General features: G+C 60.0%; 20 protein-coding genes and 1 pseudogene. 16 read left to right on the forward strand and 5 right to left on the reverse strand.

Translation table 11 applies throughout. The features are described from left to right. Positions 1-37: 37 nt before the first annotated feature. The 4 genes and pseudogenes from coaBC to argB all read left to right on the forward strand — a co-directional run bounded on the left by coaBC (position 38) and on the right by argB (position 4,280). Positions 38-1,246 carry a bifunctional phosphopantothenoylcysteine decarboxylase/phosphopantothenate--cysteine ligase CoaBC gene (gene coaBC, locus ACRRSD_RS14470; RefSeq protein ID WP_095119812.1) on the forward strand — a complete coding sequence of 403 codons (1,209 nt, stop codon included), beginning with the start codon at positions 38-40 and terminating at the stop codon, positions 1,244-1,246. A gap of 5 nt (positions 1,247-1,251) precedes the next feature. Next, a complete protein-coding gene (dut, locus tag ACRRSD_RS14475) occupies positions 1,252-1,707 on the forward strand; it encodes a dUTP diphosphatase (protein WP_034152055.1) in 456 nt (151 codons plus the stop codon). 273 nt (positions 1,708-1,980) lie between these two features. Continuing rightward, positions 1,981-3,357: pseudogene (locus tag ACRRSD_RS14480) on the forward strand (phosphomannomutase/phosphoglucomutase); the annotation flags it as partial. A 17-nt stretch (positions 3,358-3,374) separates the two neighbouring features. Then, positions 3,375-4,280 (forward strand): acetylglutamate kinase, encoded by a 906-nt coding sequence (gene argB / locus ACRRSD_RS14485; RefSeq protein ID WP_007954443.1) that lies wholly within the window; start codon positions 3,375-3,377, stop codon positions 4,278-4,280. Between the two features lie 167 nt (positions 4,281-4,447). Here the strand turns inward: argB and pyrE are convergent, their stop codons facing one another. Then, entirely contained in the window at positions 4,448-5,092 is a 645-nt protein-coding gene (gene pyrE / locus ACRRSD_RS14490) for an orotate phosphoribosyltransferase (RefSeq protein WP_435038453.1), read from the reverse strand. Positions 5,093-5,174: 82 nt separating this feature from the next. On the opposite strand from pyrE, the gene ACRRSD_RS14495 reads away from it, so the two are divergent. After that, positions 5,175-5,954, forward strand: a complete 780-nt coding sequence (locus ACRRSD_RS14495; protein WP_007920349.1) for an exodeoxyribonuclease III — start codon at positions 5,175-5,177, stop codon at positions 5,952-5,954. 79 nt (positions 5,955-6,033) lie between these two features. Here ACRRSD_RS14495 and gltS read toward each other — a convergent pair whose 3' ends face one another. The 3 genes from gltS to rph form a co-directional block, all read right to left on the reverse strand. Beyond that, a complete protein-coding gene (gene gltS / locus ACRRSD_RS14500) occupies positions 6,034-7,242 on the reverse strand; it encodes a sodium/glutamate symporter (RefSeq protein ID WP_435038454.1) in 1,209 nt (402 codons plus the stop codon). Between the two features lie 367 nt (positions 7,243-7,609). After that, positions 7,610-7,978: a DUF4870 domain-containing protein gene (locus ACRRSD_RS14505; RefSeq protein ID WP_435038455.1), complete on the reverse strand. Its 369-nt coding sequence runs from the start codon at positions 7,976-7,978 to the stop codon at positions 7,610-7,612. Positions 7,979-8,006: 28 nt separating this feature from the next. After that, positions 8,007-8,729 (reverse strand): ribonuclease PH, encoded by a 723-nt coding sequence (gene rph / locus ACRRSD_RS14510; protein WP_016985814.1) that lies wholly within the window; start codon positions 8,727-8,729, stop codon positions 8,007-8,009. 270 nt (positions 8,730-8,999) lie between these two features. Between rph and ACRRSD_RS14515 the strand changes: the two genes are divergently transcribed. The 6 genes from ACRRSD_RS14515 to ACRRSD_RS14540 all read left to right on the forward strand — a co-directional run bounded on the left by ACRRSD_RS14515 (position 9,000) and on the right by ACRRSD_RS14540 (position 14,305). After that, on the forward strand, positions 9,000-9,863 hold the full coding sequence (locus ACRRSD_RS14515; RefSeq protein WP_141125926.1) for a YicC/YloC family endoribonuclease: 864 nt from the start codon (positions 9,000-9,002) through the stop codon (positions 9,861-9,863). A gap of 13 nt (positions 9,864-9,876) precedes the next feature. Next, positions 9,877-10,497, forward strand: coding sequence for a guanylate kinase (gmk, locus tag ACRRSD_RS14520; protein ID WP_242207828.1), 621 nt, complete (start codon positions 9,877-9,879; stop codon positions 10,495-10,497). 168 nt (positions 10,498-10,665) lie between these two features. Next, entirely contained in the window at positions 10,666-10,929 is a 264-nt protein-coding gene (rpoZ, locus tag ACRRSD_RS14525; protein WP_008030604.1) for a DNA-directed RNA polymerase subunit omega, read from the forward strand. Positions 10,930-10,986: 57 nt separating this feature from the next. Continuing rightward, the gene (gene spoT, locus ACRRSD_RS14530; protein WP_064589822.1) at positions 10,987-13,092 is read left to right on the forward strand and encodes a bifunctional GTP diphosphokinase/guanosine-3',5'-bis pyrophosphate 3'-pyrophosphohydrolase; all 2,106 of its coding nucleotides are present in this window, start codon (positions 10,987-10,989) and stop codon (positions 13,090-13,092) included. A gap of 24 nt (positions 13,093-13,116) precedes the next feature. Continuing rightward, positions 13,117-13,497: a RidA family protein gene (locus ACRRSD_RS14535; RefSeq protein ID WP_003229509.1), complete on the forward strand. Its 381-nt coding sequence runs from the start codon at positions 13,117-13,119 to the stop codon at positions 13,495-13,497. Positions 13,498-13,564: 67 nt separating this feature from the next. Next, positions 13,565-14,305, forward strand: a complete 741-nt coding sequence (locus ACRRSD_RS14540) for a hypothetical protein (protein ID WP_435038456.1) — start codon at positions 13,565-13,567, stop codon at positions 14,303-14,305. Positions 14,306-14,443: 138 nt separating this feature from the next. Here the strand turns inward: ACRRSD_RS14540 and ACRRSD_RS14545 are convergent, their stop codons facing one another. After that, positions 14,444-15,301 (reverse strand): SDR family oxidoreductase, encoded by an 858-nt coding sequence (locus ACRRSD_RS14545; protein ID WP_435038457.1) that lies wholly within the window; start codon positions 15,299-15,301, stop codon positions 14,444-14,446. A 188-nt stretch (positions 15,302-15,489) separates the two neighbouring features. Here ACRRSD_RS14545 and exbB point away from each other — a divergent pair, with 188 nt between their 5' ends. The 5 genes from exbB (at position 15,490) to recG (ending at position 20,913) form a co-directional block, all read left to right on the forward strand. Further along, a complete protein-coding gene (gene exbB / locus ACRRSD_RS14550) occupies positions 15,490-16,443 on the forward strand; it encodes a tonB-system energizer ExbB (protein WP_435038458.1) in 954 nt (317 codons plus the stop codon). Positions 16,444-16,449: 6 nt separating this feature from the next. Further along, positions 16,450-16,878 carry a TonB system transport protein ExbD gene (gene exbD / locus ACRRSD_RS14555; RefSeq protein ID WP_016985807.1) on the forward strand — a complete coding sequence of 143 codons (429 nt, stop codon included), beginning with the start codon at positions 16,450-16,452 and terminating at the stop codon, positions 16,876-16,878. Then, positions 16,875-17,621: a TonB family protein gene (locus ACRRSD_RS14560; protein WP_435038459.1), complete on the forward strand. Its 747-nt coding sequence runs from the start codon at positions 16,875-16,877 to the stop codon at positions 17,619-17,621. Before exbD ends, ACRRSD_RS14560 begins: the two co-directional genes overlap by 4 nt. 277 nt (positions 17,622-17,898) lie before the next feature. Further along, the gene (locus ACRRSD_RS14565) at positions 17,899-18,828 is read left to right on the forward strand and encodes a hydrogen peroxide-inducible genes activator (RefSeq protein WP_007920331.1); all 930 of its coding nucleotides are present in this window, start codon (positions 17,899-17,901) and stop codon (positions 18,826-18,828) included. 9 nt (positions 18,829-18,837) lie between these two features. Then, positions 18,838-20,913 (forward strand): ATP-dependent DNA helicase RecG, encoded by a 2,076-nt coding sequence (recG, locus tag ACRRSD_RS14570; RefSeq protein ID WP_435038460.1) that lies wholly within the window; start codon positions 18,838-18,840, stop codon positions 20,911-20,913. The last annotated feature ends 8 nt before the right edge of the window (positions 20,914-20,921 follow it).

Consider the following 20,921-nt stretch of genomic DNA (forward strand, 5'->3'; position numbering starts at 1 on the left):
TCGCATCGCAGTCATCAACGAAATGAAAGGCAGACCTATGCAGCGGCTGTATCGGAAACGCATCGTTCTGGGCGTCGGCGGCGGCATCGCGGCCTACAAGAGCGCCGATCTGGTTCGTCGCCTGATCGATCAGGGCGCCGAAGTGCGTGTGGTCATGACCCACGGTGGCGCCGAGTTCATCACCCCGCTGACCATGCAGGCCTTGTCCGGCCACCCTGTGCACCTCGACTTGCTCGACCCGGCCGCAGAAGCTGCAATGGGCCACATCGAGCTGGCCAAGTGGGCCGATCTGGTGCTGATCGCCCCGGCCACCGCCGACCTGCTCGCCCGCCTGGCCCAAGGCATCGCCAACGATTTGCTGACCACGCTGGTACTCGCCACCGACGCTGTCGTCGCCGTTGCTCCAGCGATGAACCAGGCGATGTGGCGTGATCCGGCGACCCAGGCCAACCTGCAACTCCTCGAAAGCCGTGGCCTGAAGACCTTCGGCCCGGCCTCGGGCAGTCAGGCCTGCGGTGACGTCGGCATGGGTCGCATGATGGAAGCCACCGATCTGGCGCAATGCGCGGCCGACTGCTTCCAGCGGCAGGCGCTGACCGGTAAACACGTGGTGATTACCGCCGGCCCGACCCAGGAAAACATCGACCCGGTGCGCTATATCACCAACCACAGCTCCGGGAAAATGGGCTTTGCCCTCGCCGAAGCAGCGGTAGAAGCCGGCGCCCGCGTCACATTGATCAGCGGCCCGGTGCACCTGCCGACGCCGGATCGCGTCACCCGTATCGACGTGGTCAGTGCCCGCGACATGCTCGCGGCCTGTGAATCGGCGATCCCGTGCGATGTGTTCATTGCCTCTGCAGCGGTTGCGGACTACCGCCCGGAAGTCGTCGCCCCGCAAAAACTCAAGAAAGATCCTACGAGCGGCGACGGCTTCGTCCTGCAAATGGTGCGTAACCCGGACATCCTGGCCACCATCGCGACCCGTCCCGACCGTCCGTTCAGTGTCGGCTTTGCCGCCGAGACCGAACACCTGCTCGACTACGCTGCACGCAAGCTGAAGGACAAGAATCTCGATTTGATCGTCGCCAACGACGTCGCCAACCCGAGCATCGGTTTCAACAGCGAAGAAAACGCCTGCAGCGTGATTGACCGTGCGCTGCACGCCACGGTTTTCGCCCAGACCAGCAAGAGCAAGATCGCTCGCCAACTGGTCACTTTTATCGCCGAACGTCTGAACCAGGTTTAATTTACATGCACGCTTTGCAAGCCAAGATCCTCGACCCACGCATCGGCACCGATTTCCCGCTGCCGCAATACGCCACCCCGGGCTCCGCCGGCCTCGACCTGCGCGCCATGCTGGATCAGGACATTGTGATCAAACCGGGTGAAACCGTGCTGATCCCGACCGGTCTGTCGGTTTACATCGGCGACCCGAACCTCGCCGCGCTGATCCTGCCGCGCTCGGGCATGGGCCATAAGCACGGCATCGTGCTGGGCAACCTCGTGGGTTTGATCGACTCCGATTACCAGGGCCCGCTAATGGTTTCCTGCTGGAACCGTGGCCAGTCCGATTTCACCATGACCGTCGGCGAACGCTTGGCGCAACTGGTACTAGTACCTGTGGTGCAAGCGCACTTCGAAATGGTTGAAGAGTTCGTCGAAACCGAGCGCGGCACCGGCGGGTTTGGCCATACCGGCACTAAATAACCGGCACTGAAACATGCCTGTAGGAGCAGCCTTCGGCAGCTCCTACAGAAGAGAAATTGTGCAATTTGTGCGACAGGTTTTAACACCGTAAATCAAGGTTTTGCCGGACGAAAGCCACGCCCGCCGAGGCATCATGGCCCTTTCATACCACGAACTCTCTGTGGAAAACGCCGTCATACCCTTCAGTTTGAGCCTGCCGTCGAACGATTCGTCGGTCTGTCCCACCACTTTCGAGATGGAGCATTTCCGTAGATGAGCACCCCAGCCAAGATCGCCCCGAAGCTGCCCGACAGCATTTTCCGCGCCTATGACATTCGTGGCACCGTGCCGGAATTCCTCAATGCCGAAACCGCTTACTGGATCGGCCGCGCCATCGGTTCGCAGAGCCTGGCCCAAGGCGAGCCGAATGTATCCGTCGGTCGCGACGGTCGCTTGTCCGGCCCGGAGCTGGTTGCAGAACTGATTCGCGGTATCGCCGAGAGTGGCTGCCACGTCAGCGATGTCGGCCTGGTGCCAACGCCGGCGCTGTACTACGCCGCCAACGTGCTGGCCGGCAAATCCGGGGTGATGCTCACCGGCAGCCATAACCCGTCGAACTACAACGGTTTCAAGATCGTCATCGCCGGCGACACCCTCGCCAACGAACAGATCCAGGCCCTGCACGAGCGCCTCAAGACCAACAACCTGAGCAGCGGCACGGGCAGCGTCACCCAGGTCGAGATCCTCGACCGCTACAACACCGAAATCGTCCAGGACATCAAACTGGCCCGACGCATGAAGGTCGTGGTCGACTGCGGCAACGGCGCGGCCGGCGTGATTGCCCCGCAATTGATCGAAGCGCTGAACTGCGAAGTCATCCCGCTGTTCTGCGAAGTCGACGGCAACTTCCCCAACCACCACCCGGATCCGGGCAAACCTGAAAACCTCGTCGACCTGATCGCCAAGGTCAAGGAAACCAACGCTGACATCGGCCTGGCGTTCGACGGCGACGGCGATCGTGTCGGCGTGGTGACCAACACCGGTAGCATCGTCTACCCCGATCGCCTGCTGATGCTGTTCGCCCGTGACGTGGTGGCGCGCAACCCGGACGCGGAAATCATCTTCGACGTCAAATGCACCCGTCGTCTGGTACCACTGATCAAGGAATACGGTGGTCGGCCGCTAATGTGGAAGACTGGTCATTCGTTGATCAAAAAGAAAATGAAACAATCCGGCGCGCTGTTGGCCGGTGAAATGAGCGGGCATATCTTCTTCAAAGAGCGCTGGTTCGGTTTCGATGACGGCATCTACAGCGCCGCACGGCTGCTGGAGATCCTCAGCAAGGAAAAATCCACCGCGGAAGAGTTGTTTGCGACCTTCCCGAACGATATTTCTACGCCGGAAATCAATATCCATGTGACCGAAGAGAGCAAATTCAGCATCATTGATGCACTGCACGACGCACAGTGGGGCGCAGGCGCTGACCTGACCACCATCGACGGCGTGCGAGTCGATTACGCCAAAGGCTGGGGCCTGGTGCGCGCCTCCAACACCACACCGGTGCTGGTGCTGCGCTTCGAGGCCGATGACGAGGCTGAATTACAGCGCATCAAGGACGTGTTCCACGCCCAATTGAAACGCGTTGCACCTGATCTCCAACTACCGTTCTGATCCACCCGGAGCCCTGAATGACCCTCGAACGCGATGCCGCCGCCAACACTGCCAAGGTCCTGTCCGAAGCGCTGCCTTACATCCGACGCTATGTCGGCAAGACCCTGGTGATCAAATACGGCGGCAACGCGATGGAAAGCGAGGAGCTGAAAACCGGCTTCGCCCGCGACATCGTGCTGATGAAAGCCGTGGGCATCAACCCGGTGGTTGTGCACGGCGGCGGCCCGCAGATCGGTGATCTGCTCAAGCGCCTGTCGATCGAAAGCCACTTCGTCGATGGCATGCGCGTCACCGACGCGGCGACCATGGACGTCGTCGAAATGGTCTTGGGCGGTCAGGTCAACAAGAGCATCGTCAACCTGATCAACCGTCACGGCGGCAGCGCCATCGGCCTGACCGGTAAAGACGCCGGGCTGATTCGTGCGAAGAAGCTCACTGTCACCCGTCAGACTCCGGAGATGACCCAGCCGGAAATCATCGACATCGGTCACGTCGGCGAAGTGGTCGGGATCAACACCGAGCTGCTTAACCTGCTGGTCAAAGGCAACTTCATCCCGGTCATCGCGCCGATTGGTGTGGGTGAGAACGGCGAGTCGTACAACATCAACGCCGATCTGGTGGCCGGTAAAGTCGCCGAGGCGCTGAAAGCCGAGAAGCTGATGCTGCTGACCAACATCGCCGGCCTGATGGACAAGTCGGGCACCGTACTGACCGGCCTGAGCACCCAGCAGGTCGACGACCTGATCGCCGACGGCACCATCTACGGCGGCATGCTGCCGAAGATCCGTTGCGCGCTGGAAGCGGTTCAGGGCGGCGTGGGCAGCTCGCTGATCATCGACGGTCGCGTGCCGAACGCGATCCTGCTGGAAATCTTCACCGACACCGGTGTGGGCACGCTGATCAGCAATCGCAAGCGTCCGTAAGCGAAAGCGCAAATAAAAAGACCCCGCTCAGCCTGACTGAGCGGGGTCTTTTTTTGCCGGTAATTCCTGTGGGAGCGAGCCTGCTCGCGAAAGCGGTCTCTGCATCACATCAATGTTGAATGTGAAGCCCTCTTCGCGAGCAGGCTCGCTCCCACAGTGCTCTGCGGTTAAACGCCGAACTGCGCGCGATAGGCTTCCACGGCGGGTAGGTGTAGCTTGAGCTGCGGATCATCGGCGAGGAATTCCAGCACCTGATTCAGCGAAACAATGCTGATCACCGGAATACCGAAGTCGCGCTCGACTTCCTGAATCGCCGACAACTCGCCGTTACCACGTTCCTGACGGTTCAGCGCGATCAGTACGCCAGCGGCCTTGGCGCCGTCCTGGGAAGCGATGATCTGCATCACCTCACGAATCGCGGTGCCAGCAGTGATCACGTCGTCGATGATCAGCACGTCACCGGTCAGCGGGGCGCCTACCAGGCTGCCGCCTTCGCCGTGGGCCTTGGCTTCCTTGCGGTTAAAGCACCATGGCAGGTCACGGTCGTGGTGCTCGGCCAGCGCGACGGCAGTAGTCGCCGCCAACGGAATGCCTTTGTAGGCAGGACCAAACAGAACGTCGAACGGAATGCCGCTTTCGGCAATGGCTGCCGCGTAGAAACGCCCCAGCTGCGCCAGGGCCGAACCCGAGTTGAACAGGCCGGCGTTGAAGAAGTAAGGACTGGTGCGCCCGGACTTCAGGGTGAACTCACCGAAGCGCAAAACGCCGCGATCGATGGCAAAACGAATGAAATCGCGCTGATACGCTTGCATGAAAAAAACCCCAAATACCACGGATTTAGCTAATTAGCTTGACGCCGTGTATCATACACGCACGCGATTTTTGGGGCCATTTATGCGGATCATCAGTGTGAACGTCAATGGTATTCAGGCGGCAGTCGAGCGTGGTTTGCTCAGTTGGCTGCAAGCACAGAATGCCGACGTCATCTGCCTGCAGGACACCCGTGCCTCCGCCTTTGAACTGGATGACCCAGCCTTCCAACTGGATGGCTACTTCCTTTATGCCTGCGATGCTGAAGTCCCTGCCCAAGGTGGCGTGGCTTTGTACTCGCGGTTGCAACCGAAGGCTGTCATCAGCGGTCTCGGTTTCGAGACGGCCGACCGCTACGGGCGCTACCTGCAAGCAGATTTCGACAAAGTCAGTATTGCCACCTTGCTGCTCCCTTCGGGGATGAACGGCGATGAGGACTTGAACCAGAAGTTCAAGCTCATGGACGACTTCGGCAAGTATCTGGACAAACAGCGGCGCAAGCGTCGCGAGTACATTTATTGTGGCTCGCTGTACGTAGCGCAGCAGAAGCTCGACATCAAAAACTGGCGCGACAGCCAGCAATCCCCGGGCTTCCTGGCGCCAGAACGCGCCTGGATGGACGAGATTGTCGGCAACATGGGCTACGTTGATGCGCTGCGCGAAGTCAGCCGTGAAGGCGACCAGTACAGCTGGTGGCCGGATAACGAACAGGCCGAGATGCTCAATCTGGGCTGGCGCTTCGACTATCAGATCCTGACCCCAGGGCTGCGGCGCTTCGTACGCAGTGCACGCCTGCCGCGTCAACCACGGTTCTCGCAGCATGCGCCGCTGATCGTCGACTACGACTGGACGCTGACCATCTAAGCGTCGATTCGTAAGTTAAAAAATGCCCATATCGCAAGATATGGGCATTTTTTGTGCCTGCGCTCCAACCGACTCGAATTCAGACGGCGACGAAGAAAGGCAACATCAGGTACAGCTTGATCACGATGACGTTGATGATGTCGATGAAGAACGCTCCTACCATCGGCACCACCAGAAACGCGATCTGCGAAGGACCATAGCGCTGCGTCACCGCCTGCATGTTGGCAATGGCGGTCGGCGTGGCACCCAGACCGAAACCGCAATGCCCTGCTGCCAGCACGGCGGCATCGTAGTTGCGGCCCATCACCCGAAACGTCACGAAGATCGCGAACAGCGCCATGACCAGCGCCTGTACCGCCAGAATGATGAAGATCGGCAACGCCAGCGCCGCCAGATCCCACAGCTTGAGCGACATCAGAGCGATCGCCAGAAACAGCGAAAGGCTGACGTTCCCCAAGACCGAGACCTCGCGCTCAAATACTTGATACAAACCCAGCGCTGAAAGGCTGTTGCGCAGCACCACCCCGACGAACAGGACGCAGACGAACGTCGGCAGCTCGAACGCTGTCCCGTGCAGCAGGCCATTCAACAGATTGCCGGCAAGCAAGCTCACTGCAATCAACGCGAGGGTTTCGACAAACGAAAATGGCGTGATTGAGCGCTCCTTGTTCGGCTGCTCAAAACCTTTCGGCAACCGTGGCGTCCCCTGTTGCTGGGACCCAGGCACTTCCACGCGCTTGATCAGCAACCGTGCAACCGGGCCGCCAATCAAGCCACCCAGCACCAGACCAAAGGTCGCGGAAGCCATCGCCAATTCGGATGCCGACGCCAGACCGTACTTCTCGCTGAATACCGTACCCCACGCAGCCCCGGTGCCGTGACCACCCGCCAGGGTGATCGAGCCGGTGAGCAGCCCCATCAAAGGGTCGAGTCCGAGCATTTTTGCCAGACCAATACCCATCGCATTCTGCACCACCAACAGCCCGGTGACCGCCAGCAGAAATATTCCTACTATCCGGCCACCTTTCTTCAGGCTGGCAAAGTCTGCGCTCAAACCAATAGTGGCAAAAAAAGCCAGCATCAAAGGTGTCTGAAGGGAAGTATCAAAGCGAACTTCAATATCGAATGCTCGCAGCAGCAATAAAATCAGGGCAACTACCAGGCCACCTGCTACAGGTTCGGGGATATTGTAACTGCGCATGAAACCAACACGCCTGACTAGCCCGCGCCCGAGTAGAAGCACTAAGGAAGCGGCCACAAGTGTTCCGTAAAAATCGAGCTGAATCATTGGGATTATTCTTGGATATATATTCAGAGGCGAATTTTTTACCTGCACCCGCCTCATGAATCGGCTGATTGTCTCAACACTGATTGCTGTGGATTCAAGAACCTTCGATGGCTTGAATATATCTTAATATTTCGGGGGAAGTATTAACGGGGAAACTTTAACAATCGCCACTGCCAATTCCAAGGATATAAATCAGTAGTAAGACAATGCAGTTGTGACCAAACGTGTAACGGCGGAATCTATATAAAATGTTATACACCACTCATCGCAGAAAGATTATTCCTACATACAGCACGAATTAGTTATGTTTCAGAAATAAAAAATGCCCTGACATGTCAGGGCATTTTTTTAGAACTTTATAAGCTTTTTATTTGATCAACCGCCAGGTAAACGGATATCGGTACGGGAAGCCTTCATTAGCCTTCACCCCCGCAATGATCGTCAAAACCAGTGCGCCGATAGCCAGTATTCCCAACAGAAAGAACCCGATGATCAGCACCATCAGCAGGAAGCAGATCAGCGATGCAATGGCGACGGTGATCTGAAAATTCAGCGCCTCTTTACCTTGAGCATCAATGAACGGGTCTGTCTCGCGTTTCATTTGCCACAGGATCAACGGCCCGATCAAATTGCCGAACGGAATCCAGATCCCCAATAAGGCGGACAAGTGACAAAACATCGCCCATTGGCGAACCTCCCGGCTCGGTTTGGGCAGCAGCTCTTGCTCGTCACTCATCGCGTCCTCCTTGCGGTTATGAACCTGCTCAGTCGGCCAGGGCAGCCTTTTGCAGTTCAAAGATTTCGTTCATGCCTTGCTTGGCCAGTTCCAGCATGGCGTTCAAGTCTTCAGGCTGGAACGGCGCGCCTTCGGCAGTGCCCTGCACTTCGATGAAACCACCGGTGCTGGTCATCACCACGTTAAGGTCAGTCTCGGCGGCGGAATCTTCAAGATAGTCCAGATCCAGCACGGCCTCGCCCTGATACATGCCGACCGATACGGCACCGATCATTTGCTTGAGCGGATCGCCGCCCTTCAGGCCGCCACGCTTCTTGATCACTTTCAGCGCATCAACCAGGGCAACCATGGCGCCGGTGATCGAAGCGGTGCGAGTACCACCATCGGCCTGGATCACGTCGCAGTCGACGTACAGGGTCACGTCGCCCAATTTGGACATGTCCAGCGCAGCGCGCAGGGAGCGGCCGATCAGACGCTGGATTTCCAGGGTGCGACCGCCCTGCTTGCCGCGGCTCGCTTCACGCTGGTTACGCTCGCCAGTGGCGCGCGGCAGCATGCCGTACTCGGCGGTCAACCAACCTTGGCCCTGGCCCTTGAGGAAGCGCGGCACGCCGTTTTCGACGCTGACGGTGCAGATGACTTTGGTATCACCGAATTCGACCAGTACGGATCCCTCGGCGTGTTTGGTGTAGTTGCGGGTAATGCGGATCGAGCGGAGCTGATCGGCAGCGCGACCACTTGGACGTTTCATAGGGAATACCTGTACTGGGGACGGAAAACTGCCGAGCATTATAGAGCGCTGCACCGCACCTGGGCACTCGTTAAAAACCCGGGCGACGACCGAAGGCCCTGAAACGCCCATTACCGACGGGCTGCAGCCCTTTGTCACACCGTGTGTTTGGGCGCATTCGCTGCACTGCGCTACAATCCTGCGCCTTTGCTGCCAGTCGGCTTAAATTCATACATATCGCGCCTGCGGAACACAGGTTTCGCGCCGATCTGCATTTGCGAGGTCACCGCCATGGTGCACAGCATGACCGCCTTCGCCCGCGTCGAAAAAGCCGGCGCACAGGGCACCCTGAGCTGGGAACTGCGCTCGGTCAACAGCCGCTATCTGGAACCCCACCTGCGCCTGCCGGAGTCGTTTCGCGACCTCGAAGGCGCGGTGCGTGAGGCGCTGCGCCAGGGCCTGTCGCGGGGCAAACTCGAATGCACCCTGCGTTTCACCGAAGAAAGCACCGGCAAAACACTGCAAGTCGATCGCGAGCGCGCCGCGCAACTGGTCGCCGCTGCCGAGACCATTGCCGGCCTGATCAAAAACCCTGCCGCACTGAACCCATTGGAAGTGCTTGCCTGGCCCGGCGTACTGGTAGGCGATGCGACCGACCCGCAGGCGCTGAATGCCGACGCACTGGCGCTATTCAATCAAGGCCTGAAAGAGTTGAAGGCCGGCCGCGAGCGCGAAGGCGCGGAGCTGGCACGCCTGATCAACGAGCGCCTGACTTCCATTGAGGAAGACGTCGTGACCCTGCGCGAACTGGTGCCGCAGATGCTCGCCACCCAACGCCAGAAAGTCCTCGACCGCTTCGCCGACATGAAGGCCGAGCTGGATCCGCAGCGCCTCGAACAGGAAATGGTCATGCTCGCGCAAAAGAGCGACGTGGCCGAAGAACTGGATCGCCTGAGCACCCACATCATCGAAGTGCGCCGGGTGCTCAAATCCGGTGGTGCGGCCGGACGCCGCCTCGATTTCCTGATGCAGGAACTCAACCGCGAAGCCAACACACTGGGCTCCAAGGCCTTCGACCCGCGCAGCACCCAAGCCGCCGTCAACCTCAAGGTGTTGATCGAGCAAATGCGCGAACAAGTGCAGAATATTGAGTAAGGCTACCCCCGACATGACCCACAGCACCGGCACCCTGTACATCATTTCCGCGCCATCGGGCGCGGGCAAGAGCAGTCTGGTCAAGGCTTTGACCGACGCCGACGCGGAAATCCGCGTTTCGGTCTCGCACACCACCCGCGCCATGCGCCCGGGCGAAGTGGACGGCGTGAACTATCACTTCGTCTCCCGCGAAGCATTCGTGAAGATGGGCGAACATGGTGATTTTCTCGAGCGTGCCGAAGTATTCGGCAACCTCTATGGCACCTCGCAAAGCCACCTTCAGCAAACTCTGGACGCCGGTCACGACCTGATTCTGGAAATCGACTGGCAGGGCGCCGAGCAAGTGCGCAAGCTGATGCCGCAGGCGCGCTCGATCTTTATCCTGCCGCCATCGTTGCAGGCTTTGCACCAGCGCCTGACCAACCGCGGCCAGGACAGCGACGAGATCATCGACGGGCGGATGCGTGAAGCCGTCAGCGAAATGAGCCACTACGTCGACTACGACTACCTGATCATCAATGACGATTTCGCCCACGCACTGGACGATCTGAAGGCGATTTTCCGTGCCAATCAACTGCAGCAGAAACGCCAACAACAGCGTTTCGGCAAGTTGCTGGCCGAATTGCTCGGTTAAAACAGCACTTCCCAAAACAGCTGCAAGCGCTTTACATTGGTGCTTGCAGCGCGTTGAAGGGCTTGGTCAAAAAATCAGCGCTTCCCTAATCGCTGGTGATTTTTTAAACTGTTGAGTCCGCTCGCCCAACCGGGCAGCGCGCATATTGCATTCGCTCCGAGGAATACCATGGCCCGCGTAACCGTTGAAGACTGCCTAGAACACGTGGAAAACCGCTTTGAGCTGGTCATGCTCTCTACCAAGCGTGCCCGTCAACTGGCCACCGGCGGCAAAGAGCCTCTGGTTCAGTGGGAAAACGACAAGCCAACTGTTGTCGCCCTGCGTGAAATCGCTGAAGGCCTGATGAGCTACGAGTTCATCGCCGAGCAGGAAATCGTCCAGGATGAGCCGCTGTTCGCAGCGTTCGAGGACGAGTCCAACGAGGCCGTCTAAGCCTATGCCTGGTCGACGTAGCACGGCGCGGGATCACAGCTTACGGCAGGAATTATCATGCCGAGCATAGACGCCCTCGCCGATCGCTTATCGACCTACCTCGGCAACGACCAGGTCAACCTGGTCCGCCGAGCGTATTTCTACGCCGAACAAGCCCATGACGGTCAGCGCCGTCGCAGCGGTGAGGCGTACGTCACGCATCCTCTTGCCGTGGCCAATATTCTTGCCGACATGCACATGGACCATCAGAGCCTGATGGCCGCGATGCTGCATGACGTGATCGAAGACACCGGTATCGCCAAAGAAGCGCTGCAAGCGCAGTTCGGTGAAACCGTGGCCGAACTGGTCGACGGGGTCAGCAAACTGACCCAGATGAATTTCGAGACCAAGGCCGAAGCCCAAGCCGAAAACTTCCAGAAAATGGCCATGGCCATGGCGCGCGACATTCGCGTGATCCTGGTCAAGCTCGCCGACCGCCTGCACAACATGCGCACGCTGGAAGTGCTGTCCGGCGAAAAACGCCGCCGGATTGCCAAGGAAACCCTCGAAATCTACGCGCCCATCGCCAACCGGCTGGGCATGCATGCGATCCGCATCGAATTCGAAGACCTCGGCTTCAAGGCCATGCACCCGATGCGTTCCGCGCGGATCTACCAGGCGGTCAAACGCGCCCGGGGCAACCGCAAGGAAATCGTCAACAAGATCGAAGAGTCCCTTGGCCATTGCCTCGCTATCGACGGCATCCAGGGCGAAGTCAGCGGTCGCCAGAAACACCTCTACGGCATCTACAAGAAAATGCGCGGCAAGCGTCGGGCCTTCAACGAGATCATGGACGTCTACGCGTTCCGGATCATCGTCGACAAGGTCGATACCTGCTACCGCGTACTCGGCGCTGTACATAATTTGTACAAACCGTTGCCGGGGCGCTTCAAGGATTACATCGCGATCCCCAAGGCCAACGGCTATCAGTCGCTGCACACCACGCTGTTCGGCATGCACGGCGTACCGATCGAGATCCAGATCCGTACCCGCGAAATGGAAGAGATGGCCAACAACGGCATCGCCGCCCATTGGCTGTACAAATCCAGCGGTGACGAACAGCCGAAAGGCACTCACGCCCGCGCCCGCCAGTGGGTCAAAGGCGTGCTGGAAATGCAGCAGCGTGCCGGCAACTCGCTGGAATTCATCGAGAGCGTGAAGATCGACCTGTTCCCGGACGAGGTCTACGTGTTCACGCCCAAAGGCCGGATCATGGAGTTGCCAAAAGGCTCCACGGCGGTCGACTTTGCTTACGCAGTTCACACCGACGTCGGCAACAGCTGCATCGCCTGCCGGATCAACCGCCGTCTCGCGCCGCTGTCCGAACCGTTGCAGAGCGGCTCCACGGTCGAGATCGTCAGCGCCCCCGGCGCCAGGCCGAATCCGGCGTGGCTCAACTTTGTGGTCACCGGCAAGGCGCGCACGCACATCCGCCACGCACTGAAACTGCAACGTCGCTCCGAGTCCATCAGCCTCGGCGAACGCCTGCTCAATAAAGTCCTCAACGGCTTCGACAGCGCGCTGGAGAAGATCCCGGCCGAACGCGTCAAGGCGATGCTCACCGAGTACCGCCTCGAACTGATCGAAGATTTGCTTGAAGACATTGGCCTGGGCAATCGCATGGCCTATGTGGTCGCCCGCCGCCTGCTCGGCGAAGGCGAACAACTGCCAAGCCCGGAAGGCCCGCTGGCGATTCGCGGTACCGAAGGTCTGGTGCTCAGCTACGCAAAATGCTGCACACCGATCCCGGGCGATCCGATTGTCGGTCACCTGTCGGCGGGCAAAGGCATGGTCGTGCACCTGGACAACTGCCGCAACATCAGCGAAATCAGGCACAACCCGGAAAAATGCATCCAGCTCTCGTGGGCCAAGGATGTCACCGGCGAATTCAACGTTGAACTGCGCGTTGAGCTGGAGCACCAGCGCGGCCTGATCGCGCTGCTGGCCAGCAGCGTCAACGCCGCCGACGGCAATATCGAGAAAATCAGCATGGACGAACGCGATGGTCGCATCAGCGTGGTCCAGTTGGTGGTCAGCGTCCACGACCGTGTGCACCTGGCCCGTGTGATCAAGAAGCTGCGCGCCTTGACCGGGGTGATTCGCATCACCCGCATGCGTGCATAACGCAACCCTAACAAGGAGTCATACATGACCAAGACAGTTATCACCAGCGACAAGGCCCCGGCTGCCATCGGTACTTACTCCCAGGCGATCAAGGCAGGCAACACCGTTTACATGTCGGGCCAGATTCCTCTGGACCCAAAAACCATGGAACTGGTTGAAGGCTTCGAAGCCCAGACTGTCCAGGTGTTCGAGAACCTCAAAGCAGTGGCCGAAGCCGCCGGCGGCTCGTTCAAGGACATCGTCAAACTGAACATCTTCCTCACCGACCTGAGTCACTTCGCCAAGGTCAACGAGATCATGGGCAAGTACTTCGACCAGCCATACCCGGCTCGCGCCGCCATTGGCGTGGCTGCCCTGCCAAAGGGTTCGCAGGTTGAAATGGATGCCATTCTGGTCATCGAGTGATGCGCAAGGCGCGGCCTTCAAACGCCGCGCTGACTGCTGCAAGAAAAGGTTTTGAAAGGATTCCACCATGCGCAAAGCGCTAGCTCTCCCGCTGCTCGCCATTTTCCTCGGCGGCTGCGCCAGCAACCCTGCCGATCGTGACATCAGCGGCACCTGGATCAACCAGGTGGCGATCGATGCCGCAGCCAAGGGCGGCCCCCTGCGCGAAGCGCTTCAGGCTTATGGCCCGAACCTTGAGTGGGACGTCAACACCAAGGCCAGTCAGGCCCGCTACACCAACGGTTTTGAGAACGTCGAAGGACGGCTACTGGGTGAGAAATCCGGCGCCTGGAAAGTCGACTTCTATGGCAGTTCTGCCAGCGAGCTGAAACGCGACGGCGGGCAACTGCAGCAAACCGCCAGCGAGAACGAACCCGAGCAGGTCTTCGACCGTGCGCAGATTCCTGTGCCGGAAGGCGCGCCGATTGGCGCCAGCTTCGAACGTGCACTGTATTCCGCGTACATGGGCGGCAGCTGGACAATCGCCAGTGGTCAAGGCGAAGGCAGCACCGTGCAGTTCCAGGCTGATGGCCAGGTTTCCGGTTTGCCGGGGGCCGACCGTTATGCGTTGTGCCTGGCAGGTGATTGCGCGTCGATGAGCAGCACCAACGACAACATGTGGTTGCAGCTCAACGGTCAGGGCAATGCCTACATCTTTGCGCGCAAGGGCAAGGAACTGGAGATTTTTCAGGCTGTGAACACCGCGCTGGCAGATGAAATGCCGCAATACACGCCGGGCGAGCGCAAGTGGTTGCTGGAGAAGCAGTAACCCGCTTCTGAAACCCCTGAAGATCAAATGTGGGAGCGAGCCTGCTCGCGAAAGCAGTGTGTCAGTCAAAGTAATATTGCCTGATGCACCGCATTCGCGAGCAGGCTCGCTCCCACAGTTGTTTGTGTTGTTAAAAAGTCAGCATTTACCTTCGAGGATCGCGGCATAGCCTTCGCGGTAGCTTGGGTACATTGGCGTCCAGCCCAACGCTTTAGCCCGGGCATTGCTGCAACGCTTGCTGCCCGTACGCCGAACGCTGGCGTCTTCCGACCATTCAGTAACGCCCAGATACTCGCGCAACCAGCCCACCACTTCGGCCAACGGCGCCGGCGCGTCATCGACGCCGATGTAGAACGGATCCAGCTTCACACCCTGCCGATCTTTCTCCAGCAGAAACGCCAGCAATCCAGCTGCGTCATCGGCATGAATCCGATTGCCATACAGCGGTGGCTCAACCGCCACGCGATAGCCGCGACGCACTTGAGTCAGCAGCCACTCGCGGCCCGGTCCATAGATGCCGGTCAAACGCAGAATGCTTGCCGGAATACCGCTGTTGAGCGCGACCTGCTCAGCCTCCAGCATCAATCGCCCGGAATAACCGGCAGCGATGGTCTCTGAATTCTCATCGACCCACTCACCCTCCTGCTGCCCATACACACTGCTGCTGGACACGAAGATCAGCCGCTCAGGCACTTGCCCGTAATCGTCGAGCCAGCTCAGGACATTCTGCAAACCCTGCACATAAGCCGCGCGATAACCGGCTTCATCGTGATCAGTGGCTGAGGCGCAATACACCAGATAGTCCACGGCACCCACCGGCCAGGTCGCCGGGCAGTCTTCATTGAACAGGTCACCGGCAACGCCAATCACCCCATCAGGCAGCTTCGAAACGTCCCGGCGCAGGCCATGAACTTCCCAGCCAGCCGCCAGCAACTGCTTGGCCAGACGACTGCCGACATCACCACAACCGGCAATCAAAACAGAAGGCGCGGACATCAAAAAACTCCCATCGGAAAGGTACAGACTAGCTCTGGCAAAGGACGAACGGCTAGCAATGCAGGAAAAAAAGATACTCTATTACTTTTGTTAACAAGAATTACTTGCAATAATGCACGCCACTTTTGTTCTCGGCCTCACGAGGCCTGGAAGAGCATCAACGTTTTTCTATCTCAGGTCCGGCCAGCATGACACGTAATCAAACCTCCGCTTCGCCAACCAATCGACCTCGCGCCTGGAGTGCGGTGGCGGCTCTGCTGCTCAGCCTGATGCTGGCACCGACCGCTGCTTTCGCCGACGCCCAAGCACCCGCCACCCCAGCTGCGACCGAGCAAAGCGCACCGGCCGCTGCTCCGGCTGCCCCGGTCGCTACCGATCCGGTGCAAGCGGTTGACGCTGCCGACGTCCCTGAAGTTCTTGAAGCCGACAACAGTCTGGGCATGGCCCACGACCTGTCGCCGTGGGGCATGTACCAGAACGCCGACATCATCGTGAAAATCGTGATGATCGGTCTGGCCATCGCCTCCATCATCACCTGGACCATCTGGATCGCCAAAGGCTTCGAGCTGATGGGCGCCAAGCGTCGTCTGCGTGGCGAAATCGCCGCCCTGAAGAAAGCCACCACCCTTAAAGAAGCCAGCGCCACCGCCGGTAAAGAAGGCACCCTCGCCAACCTGCTTGTGCATGACGCCCTCGAAGAGATGCGCCTGTCGGTCAACAGCCGTGAGAAAGAAGGCATCAAGGAACGCGTCAGCTTCCGTCTCGAGCGCCTCGTAGCAGCCTGCGGTCGCAACATGAGCAGCGGCACCGGCGTGCTCGCCACCATTGGTTCCACCGCACCGTTTGTCGGTCTGTTCGGTACCGTTTGGGGCATCATGAACTCCTTCATCGGCATCGCCAAAACCCAGACCACCAACCTTGCCGTCGTGGCGCCAGGTATCGCCGAAGCGCTGCTGGCCACCGCACTGGGTCTGGTGGCTGCGATTCCTGCGGTAGTGATCTACAACGTCTTCGCCCGCTCCATCGCTGGTTACAAGGCGCAGGTTTCCGACGCCTCGGCAGAAGTTCTGCTGCTGGTCAGCCGTGACCTCGATCACCAGCCTGAGCGCAGCTCGCAGCCGCACATGGTCAAAGTGGGGTAATCGGCCATGGGCCTGCATTTGAAAGAAGGCGCAGACGACGATCTGGCCGAGAACCACGAAATCAACGTCACGCCGTTCATCGACGTGATGCTGGTGCTGTTGATCATCTTCATGGTGGCCGCTCCATTGGCCACCGTGGACATCAAAGTCGACCTGCCTGCCTCGACCGCCAAACCGGCGCCGCGGCCAGAGAAACCAGTGTTCCTCAGCGTCAAGGCTGACCAGCGCCTGTACATCGGCGACGACGAAGTCAAAGCGGAAACCCTTGGCGCCGTTCTCGACGCCAAGACCCAGGGCAAGAAAGACACCACCATCTTCTTCCAGGCCGATAAAGGCGTGGATTACGGTGACCTCATGAGCGTGATGGACAAGCTGCGCGGCGCCGGTTACCTGAAGGTCGGTCTGGTCGGACTTGAGACGGCAGCCAAGAAATGATCACGACGCGCCATAAGCTGACGCGTTACAGCGGTAGCCTGGCCGTGGTGCTGGGCGTGCATGCGCTGGCCATCGCGCTGGCGCTGAACTGGACCACCCGCCCGCCCATCGAATTGCCGCCGCAGGCAATGATGGTCGAGCTGGCCCCGGTTCCGGCCCCGCCACCGCCTGCTCCGCCGAAAGTCGTCACACCACCGCAGCCACCGGCTCCGGTGGAAGAGTTGCCGATTCCGAAACTGGCCGAAGCACCGAAAGCGGAAATCGCGGTGCAGAAACCCAAGCCGAAGCCAAAGCCTAAACCGCCGAAGCCGGTCGAGAAGAAGCTGCCTGATCCACCGAAGGAAAAACCTTCCGAGGAGAAACCGGCCGACACGCAACCGACTCAGGCACCAACGGAGAAATCCGCCCAGCCTGCACCGGGTCCGTCGCCTGCTCAGATGGCGGCCAAGGCCAGTTGGCAAGGCACCCTGCTCGCGCATTTAGCCAAGTACAAAAAGTACCCGGCCAGTGCTCAGGCACGCGGTAAAGAAGGCCTGAACCGCCTGCGTTTTGTGGTGGATGCCGAAGGCAACGTGCTGTCGTTCGAACTGGTCGGCCGCTCGGGCAACGCTGATCTTGACCGGGCGACCCTGGAAATGATCCGCCGTGCCCAACCGCTGCCCAAGCCACCGGCCGACATGCTCAACAACGGTTCGATTGAAATTGTTGCGCCGTTTGTTTACTCGCTGGAACGCCGCCGCTAAGCAACACCGCAATACCCTGTGGGAGCGAGCCTGCTCGCGAAGGGGCCAGGTCAGTCAGAGCAGTTTCGTCTGACATACCGCATTCGCGAGCAAGCTCGCTCCCACAGGATGATGTAATAGCCATAGATCCAGCCCAAAAGGCACCGAAAGGTGCCTTTTGCATATCTGGAAACGGCAAACCCACATTGCCCGGTGTCGCACTCCTCCTTCAGTCTGATAACGTGCGTCTATCGATTGCAGCCGGTATGCTTGGCCCGCATCTTCATGGACGCTTGCTATGACCCTCACAGAATTACGCTACATCGTTACCCTCGCCCAAGAGCAGCATTTCGGCCACGCCGCCGAACGTTGCCACGTCAGCCAACCGACCCTGTCGGTGGGCGTGAAAAAGCTTGAAGACGAACTCGGTGTGCTGATTTTCGAGCGCAGCAAAAGCGCCGTGCGCCTGACCCCGGTCGGCGAAGGCATCGTCGCCCAGGCGCAGAAAGTCCTTGAGCAGGCCCAAGGCATCCGCGAACTGGCCCAGGCCGGCAAGAACCAGCTGACTGCGCCGCTGAAAGTCGGCGCAATCTACACCGTCGGCCCATACCTGTTCCCGCACCTGATTCCGCAACTGCACCGGGTCGCCCCGCAGATGCCGTTGTACATCGAAGAAAACTTCACCCACGTGCTGCGCGACAAACTGCGCAACGGCGAACTCGACGCGATCATCATTGCCCTGCCGTTCAACGAAGCCGACGTGCTGACCCTGCCGCTGTACGACGAGCCGTTCTACGTCTTGATGCCGGCCCAGCACCCATGGACGCAAAAAGAAACCATCGACGCCGGCCTGCTCAACGACAAGAGCCTGCTGCTGCTCGGCGAGGGCCACTGCTTCCGCGATCAGGTTCTTGAAGCCTGCCCGACCCTGACCAAGGGCAACGACGGCGCCAAGCACACCACGGTCGAATCCAGCTCGCTGGAAACCATCCGCCACATGGTCGCGTCCGGTCTGGGCATCTCGATCCTGCCGTTGTCGGCGGTCGACAGCCATCACTACGCCCCCGGCGTGATCGAAGTGCGGCCACTGTCGCCGCCGGTGCCGTTCCGCACCGTGGCCATTGCCTGGCGCGCGAGTTTCCCACGGCCGAAAGCCATCGAGATCCTCGCCGACTCCATTCGCCTGTGTTCGGTGGCCAAGCCAGCGGCACCGGTTACGGCCGGTTAAGCGAGCGTCATGACTGAGCTGTCGCAAGTGTCGGTGACGGCACTCAAGGGTGTCGGCGAAGCCATGGCCGAGAAACTGGCCAAGGTTGGTCTTGAGAACCTGCAGGACGTGCTGTTTCACCTGCCGCTGCGCTATCAGGATCGCACCCGTGTGGTGCCGATCGGCGCGTTGCGACCGGGGCAGGACGCCGTGGTCGAAGGCACGGTCAGCGGCGCCGACGTGGTCATGGGCCGGCGGCGCAGCCTCGTCGTGCGCCTGCAGGACGGCACCGGCGGTCTCAGTCTGCGCTTCTACCATTTCAGCAACGCGCAGAAAGAAGGCCTCAAGCGCGGCACGCGGGTTCGCTGCTACGGCGAAGCCCGGCCCGGCGCGTCAGGACTGGAAATCTACCACCCGGAGTATCGCGCCATCACCGGTGACGAACCACCGCCAGTCGATGAAACCCTGACCCCGGTCTACCCGCTCACCGAAGGCCTGACCCAAGCGCGTCTGCGCCAGTTGTGCATGCAAACGCTGACCATGCTCAAGCCAGACACCCTGCCCGACTGGCTGCCGACCGAATTGGCGCGCGACTATCAACTCGCGCCGCTGGCCGATGCGATCCGCTACCTGCACAACCCGCCCGCCGATGCCGACGTCGATGAACTCGCCCTCGGTCATCACTGGGCACAGCATCGCCTCGCTTTCGAAGAACTGCTGACCCATCAACTGTCGCAACAGCGTCTGCGCGAAAGCATGCGTTCGTTGCGCGCGCCAGCCATGCCGAAAGCGACGAAGCTGCCGCCGAAATACCTGGCCAACCTCGGCTTCAATCCAACCGGCGCACAACAGCGTGTCGGTAACGAAATCGCTTACGACCTCAGCCAGCACGAACCGATGTTGCGGCTGATTCAGGGCGACGTCGGCGCGGGCAAAACCGTAGTCGCCGCCCTCGCCGCACTGCAAGCGCTGGAAGCCGGTTATCAGGTCGCGCTGATGGCGCCGACCGAGATCCTCGCCGAACAACATTTCATCACCTTCAAGCGCTGGCTCGAACCGCTGGGCATTGAAGTCGCGTGGCTGGCCGGCAAGCTCAAGGGCAAGAACCGCGTCGCCGCGCTGGAACAAATCGCCAGCGGCACACCAATGGTGGTCGGAACCCACGCGCTGTTCCAGGACGAAGTGCAGTTCAAGAACCTCGCGCTGGTCATCATCGACGAACAACACCGCTTTGGCGTGCAGCAGCGTCTGGCGTTGCGGCAGAAAGGCGTCGGCGGGCGCATGTGCCCGCATCAACTGATCATGACCGCCACACCGATTCCGCGGACGCTGGCGATGAGCGCCTACGCCGACCTCGACACCTCGATCCTCGATGAACTGCCGCCCGGGCGCACCCCGGTCAACACCGTGCTGGTCACCGACACCCGCCGCGTCGAAGTCATCGAACGGGTACGCAGCGCCTGCGCCGAAGGACGTCAGGCCTATTGGGTGTGCACGCTGATTGAAGAATCCGAAGAGCTGACCTGTCAGGCCGCCGAAACCACCTTCGAAGACCTCACCGCCGCCCTCGGCGAGCTGAAAGTCGGGTTGATCCACGGGCGCATGAAGCCTGCCGAAAAAGCGGCGGTCATGGCCGAATTCAAGGCCGGCAATCTGCAACTGCTAGTCGCCACCACGGTGATCGAAGTCGGCGTCGACGTGCCCAACGCCAGTCTGATGATCATCGAAAACCCCGAGCGCCTCGGTCTCGCGCAACTGCACCAATTGCGCGGCCGCGTTGGCCGGGGCAGCGCCGCCAGCCATTGCGTGCTGCTTTATCATCCGCCGCTGTCGCAGATCGGTCGCCAGCGCCTGGGCATCATGCGCGAGACCAACGACGGTTTCGTCATCGCCGAAAAAGACCTCGAGCTGCGCGGCCCCGGCGAGATGCTCGGCACCCGTCAGACTGGCCTGCTGCAATTCAAAGTCGCCGACCTGATGCGCGACGCCGACTTATTGCCCGCCGTACGCGACGCCGCGCAAGCCCTGCTGGAACGCTGGCCGACCCACGTCAGCCCATTACTCGATCGCTGGTTGCGTCACGGGCAGCAATACGGCCAAGTGTGAGCACCGTC

The organism is Pseudomonas neuropathica (genome assembly GCF_051174785.1).
GTDB lineage: Bacteria > Pseudomonadota > Gammaproteobacteria > Pseudomonadales > Pseudomonadaceae > Aquipseudomonas > Aquipseudomonas neuropathica_A.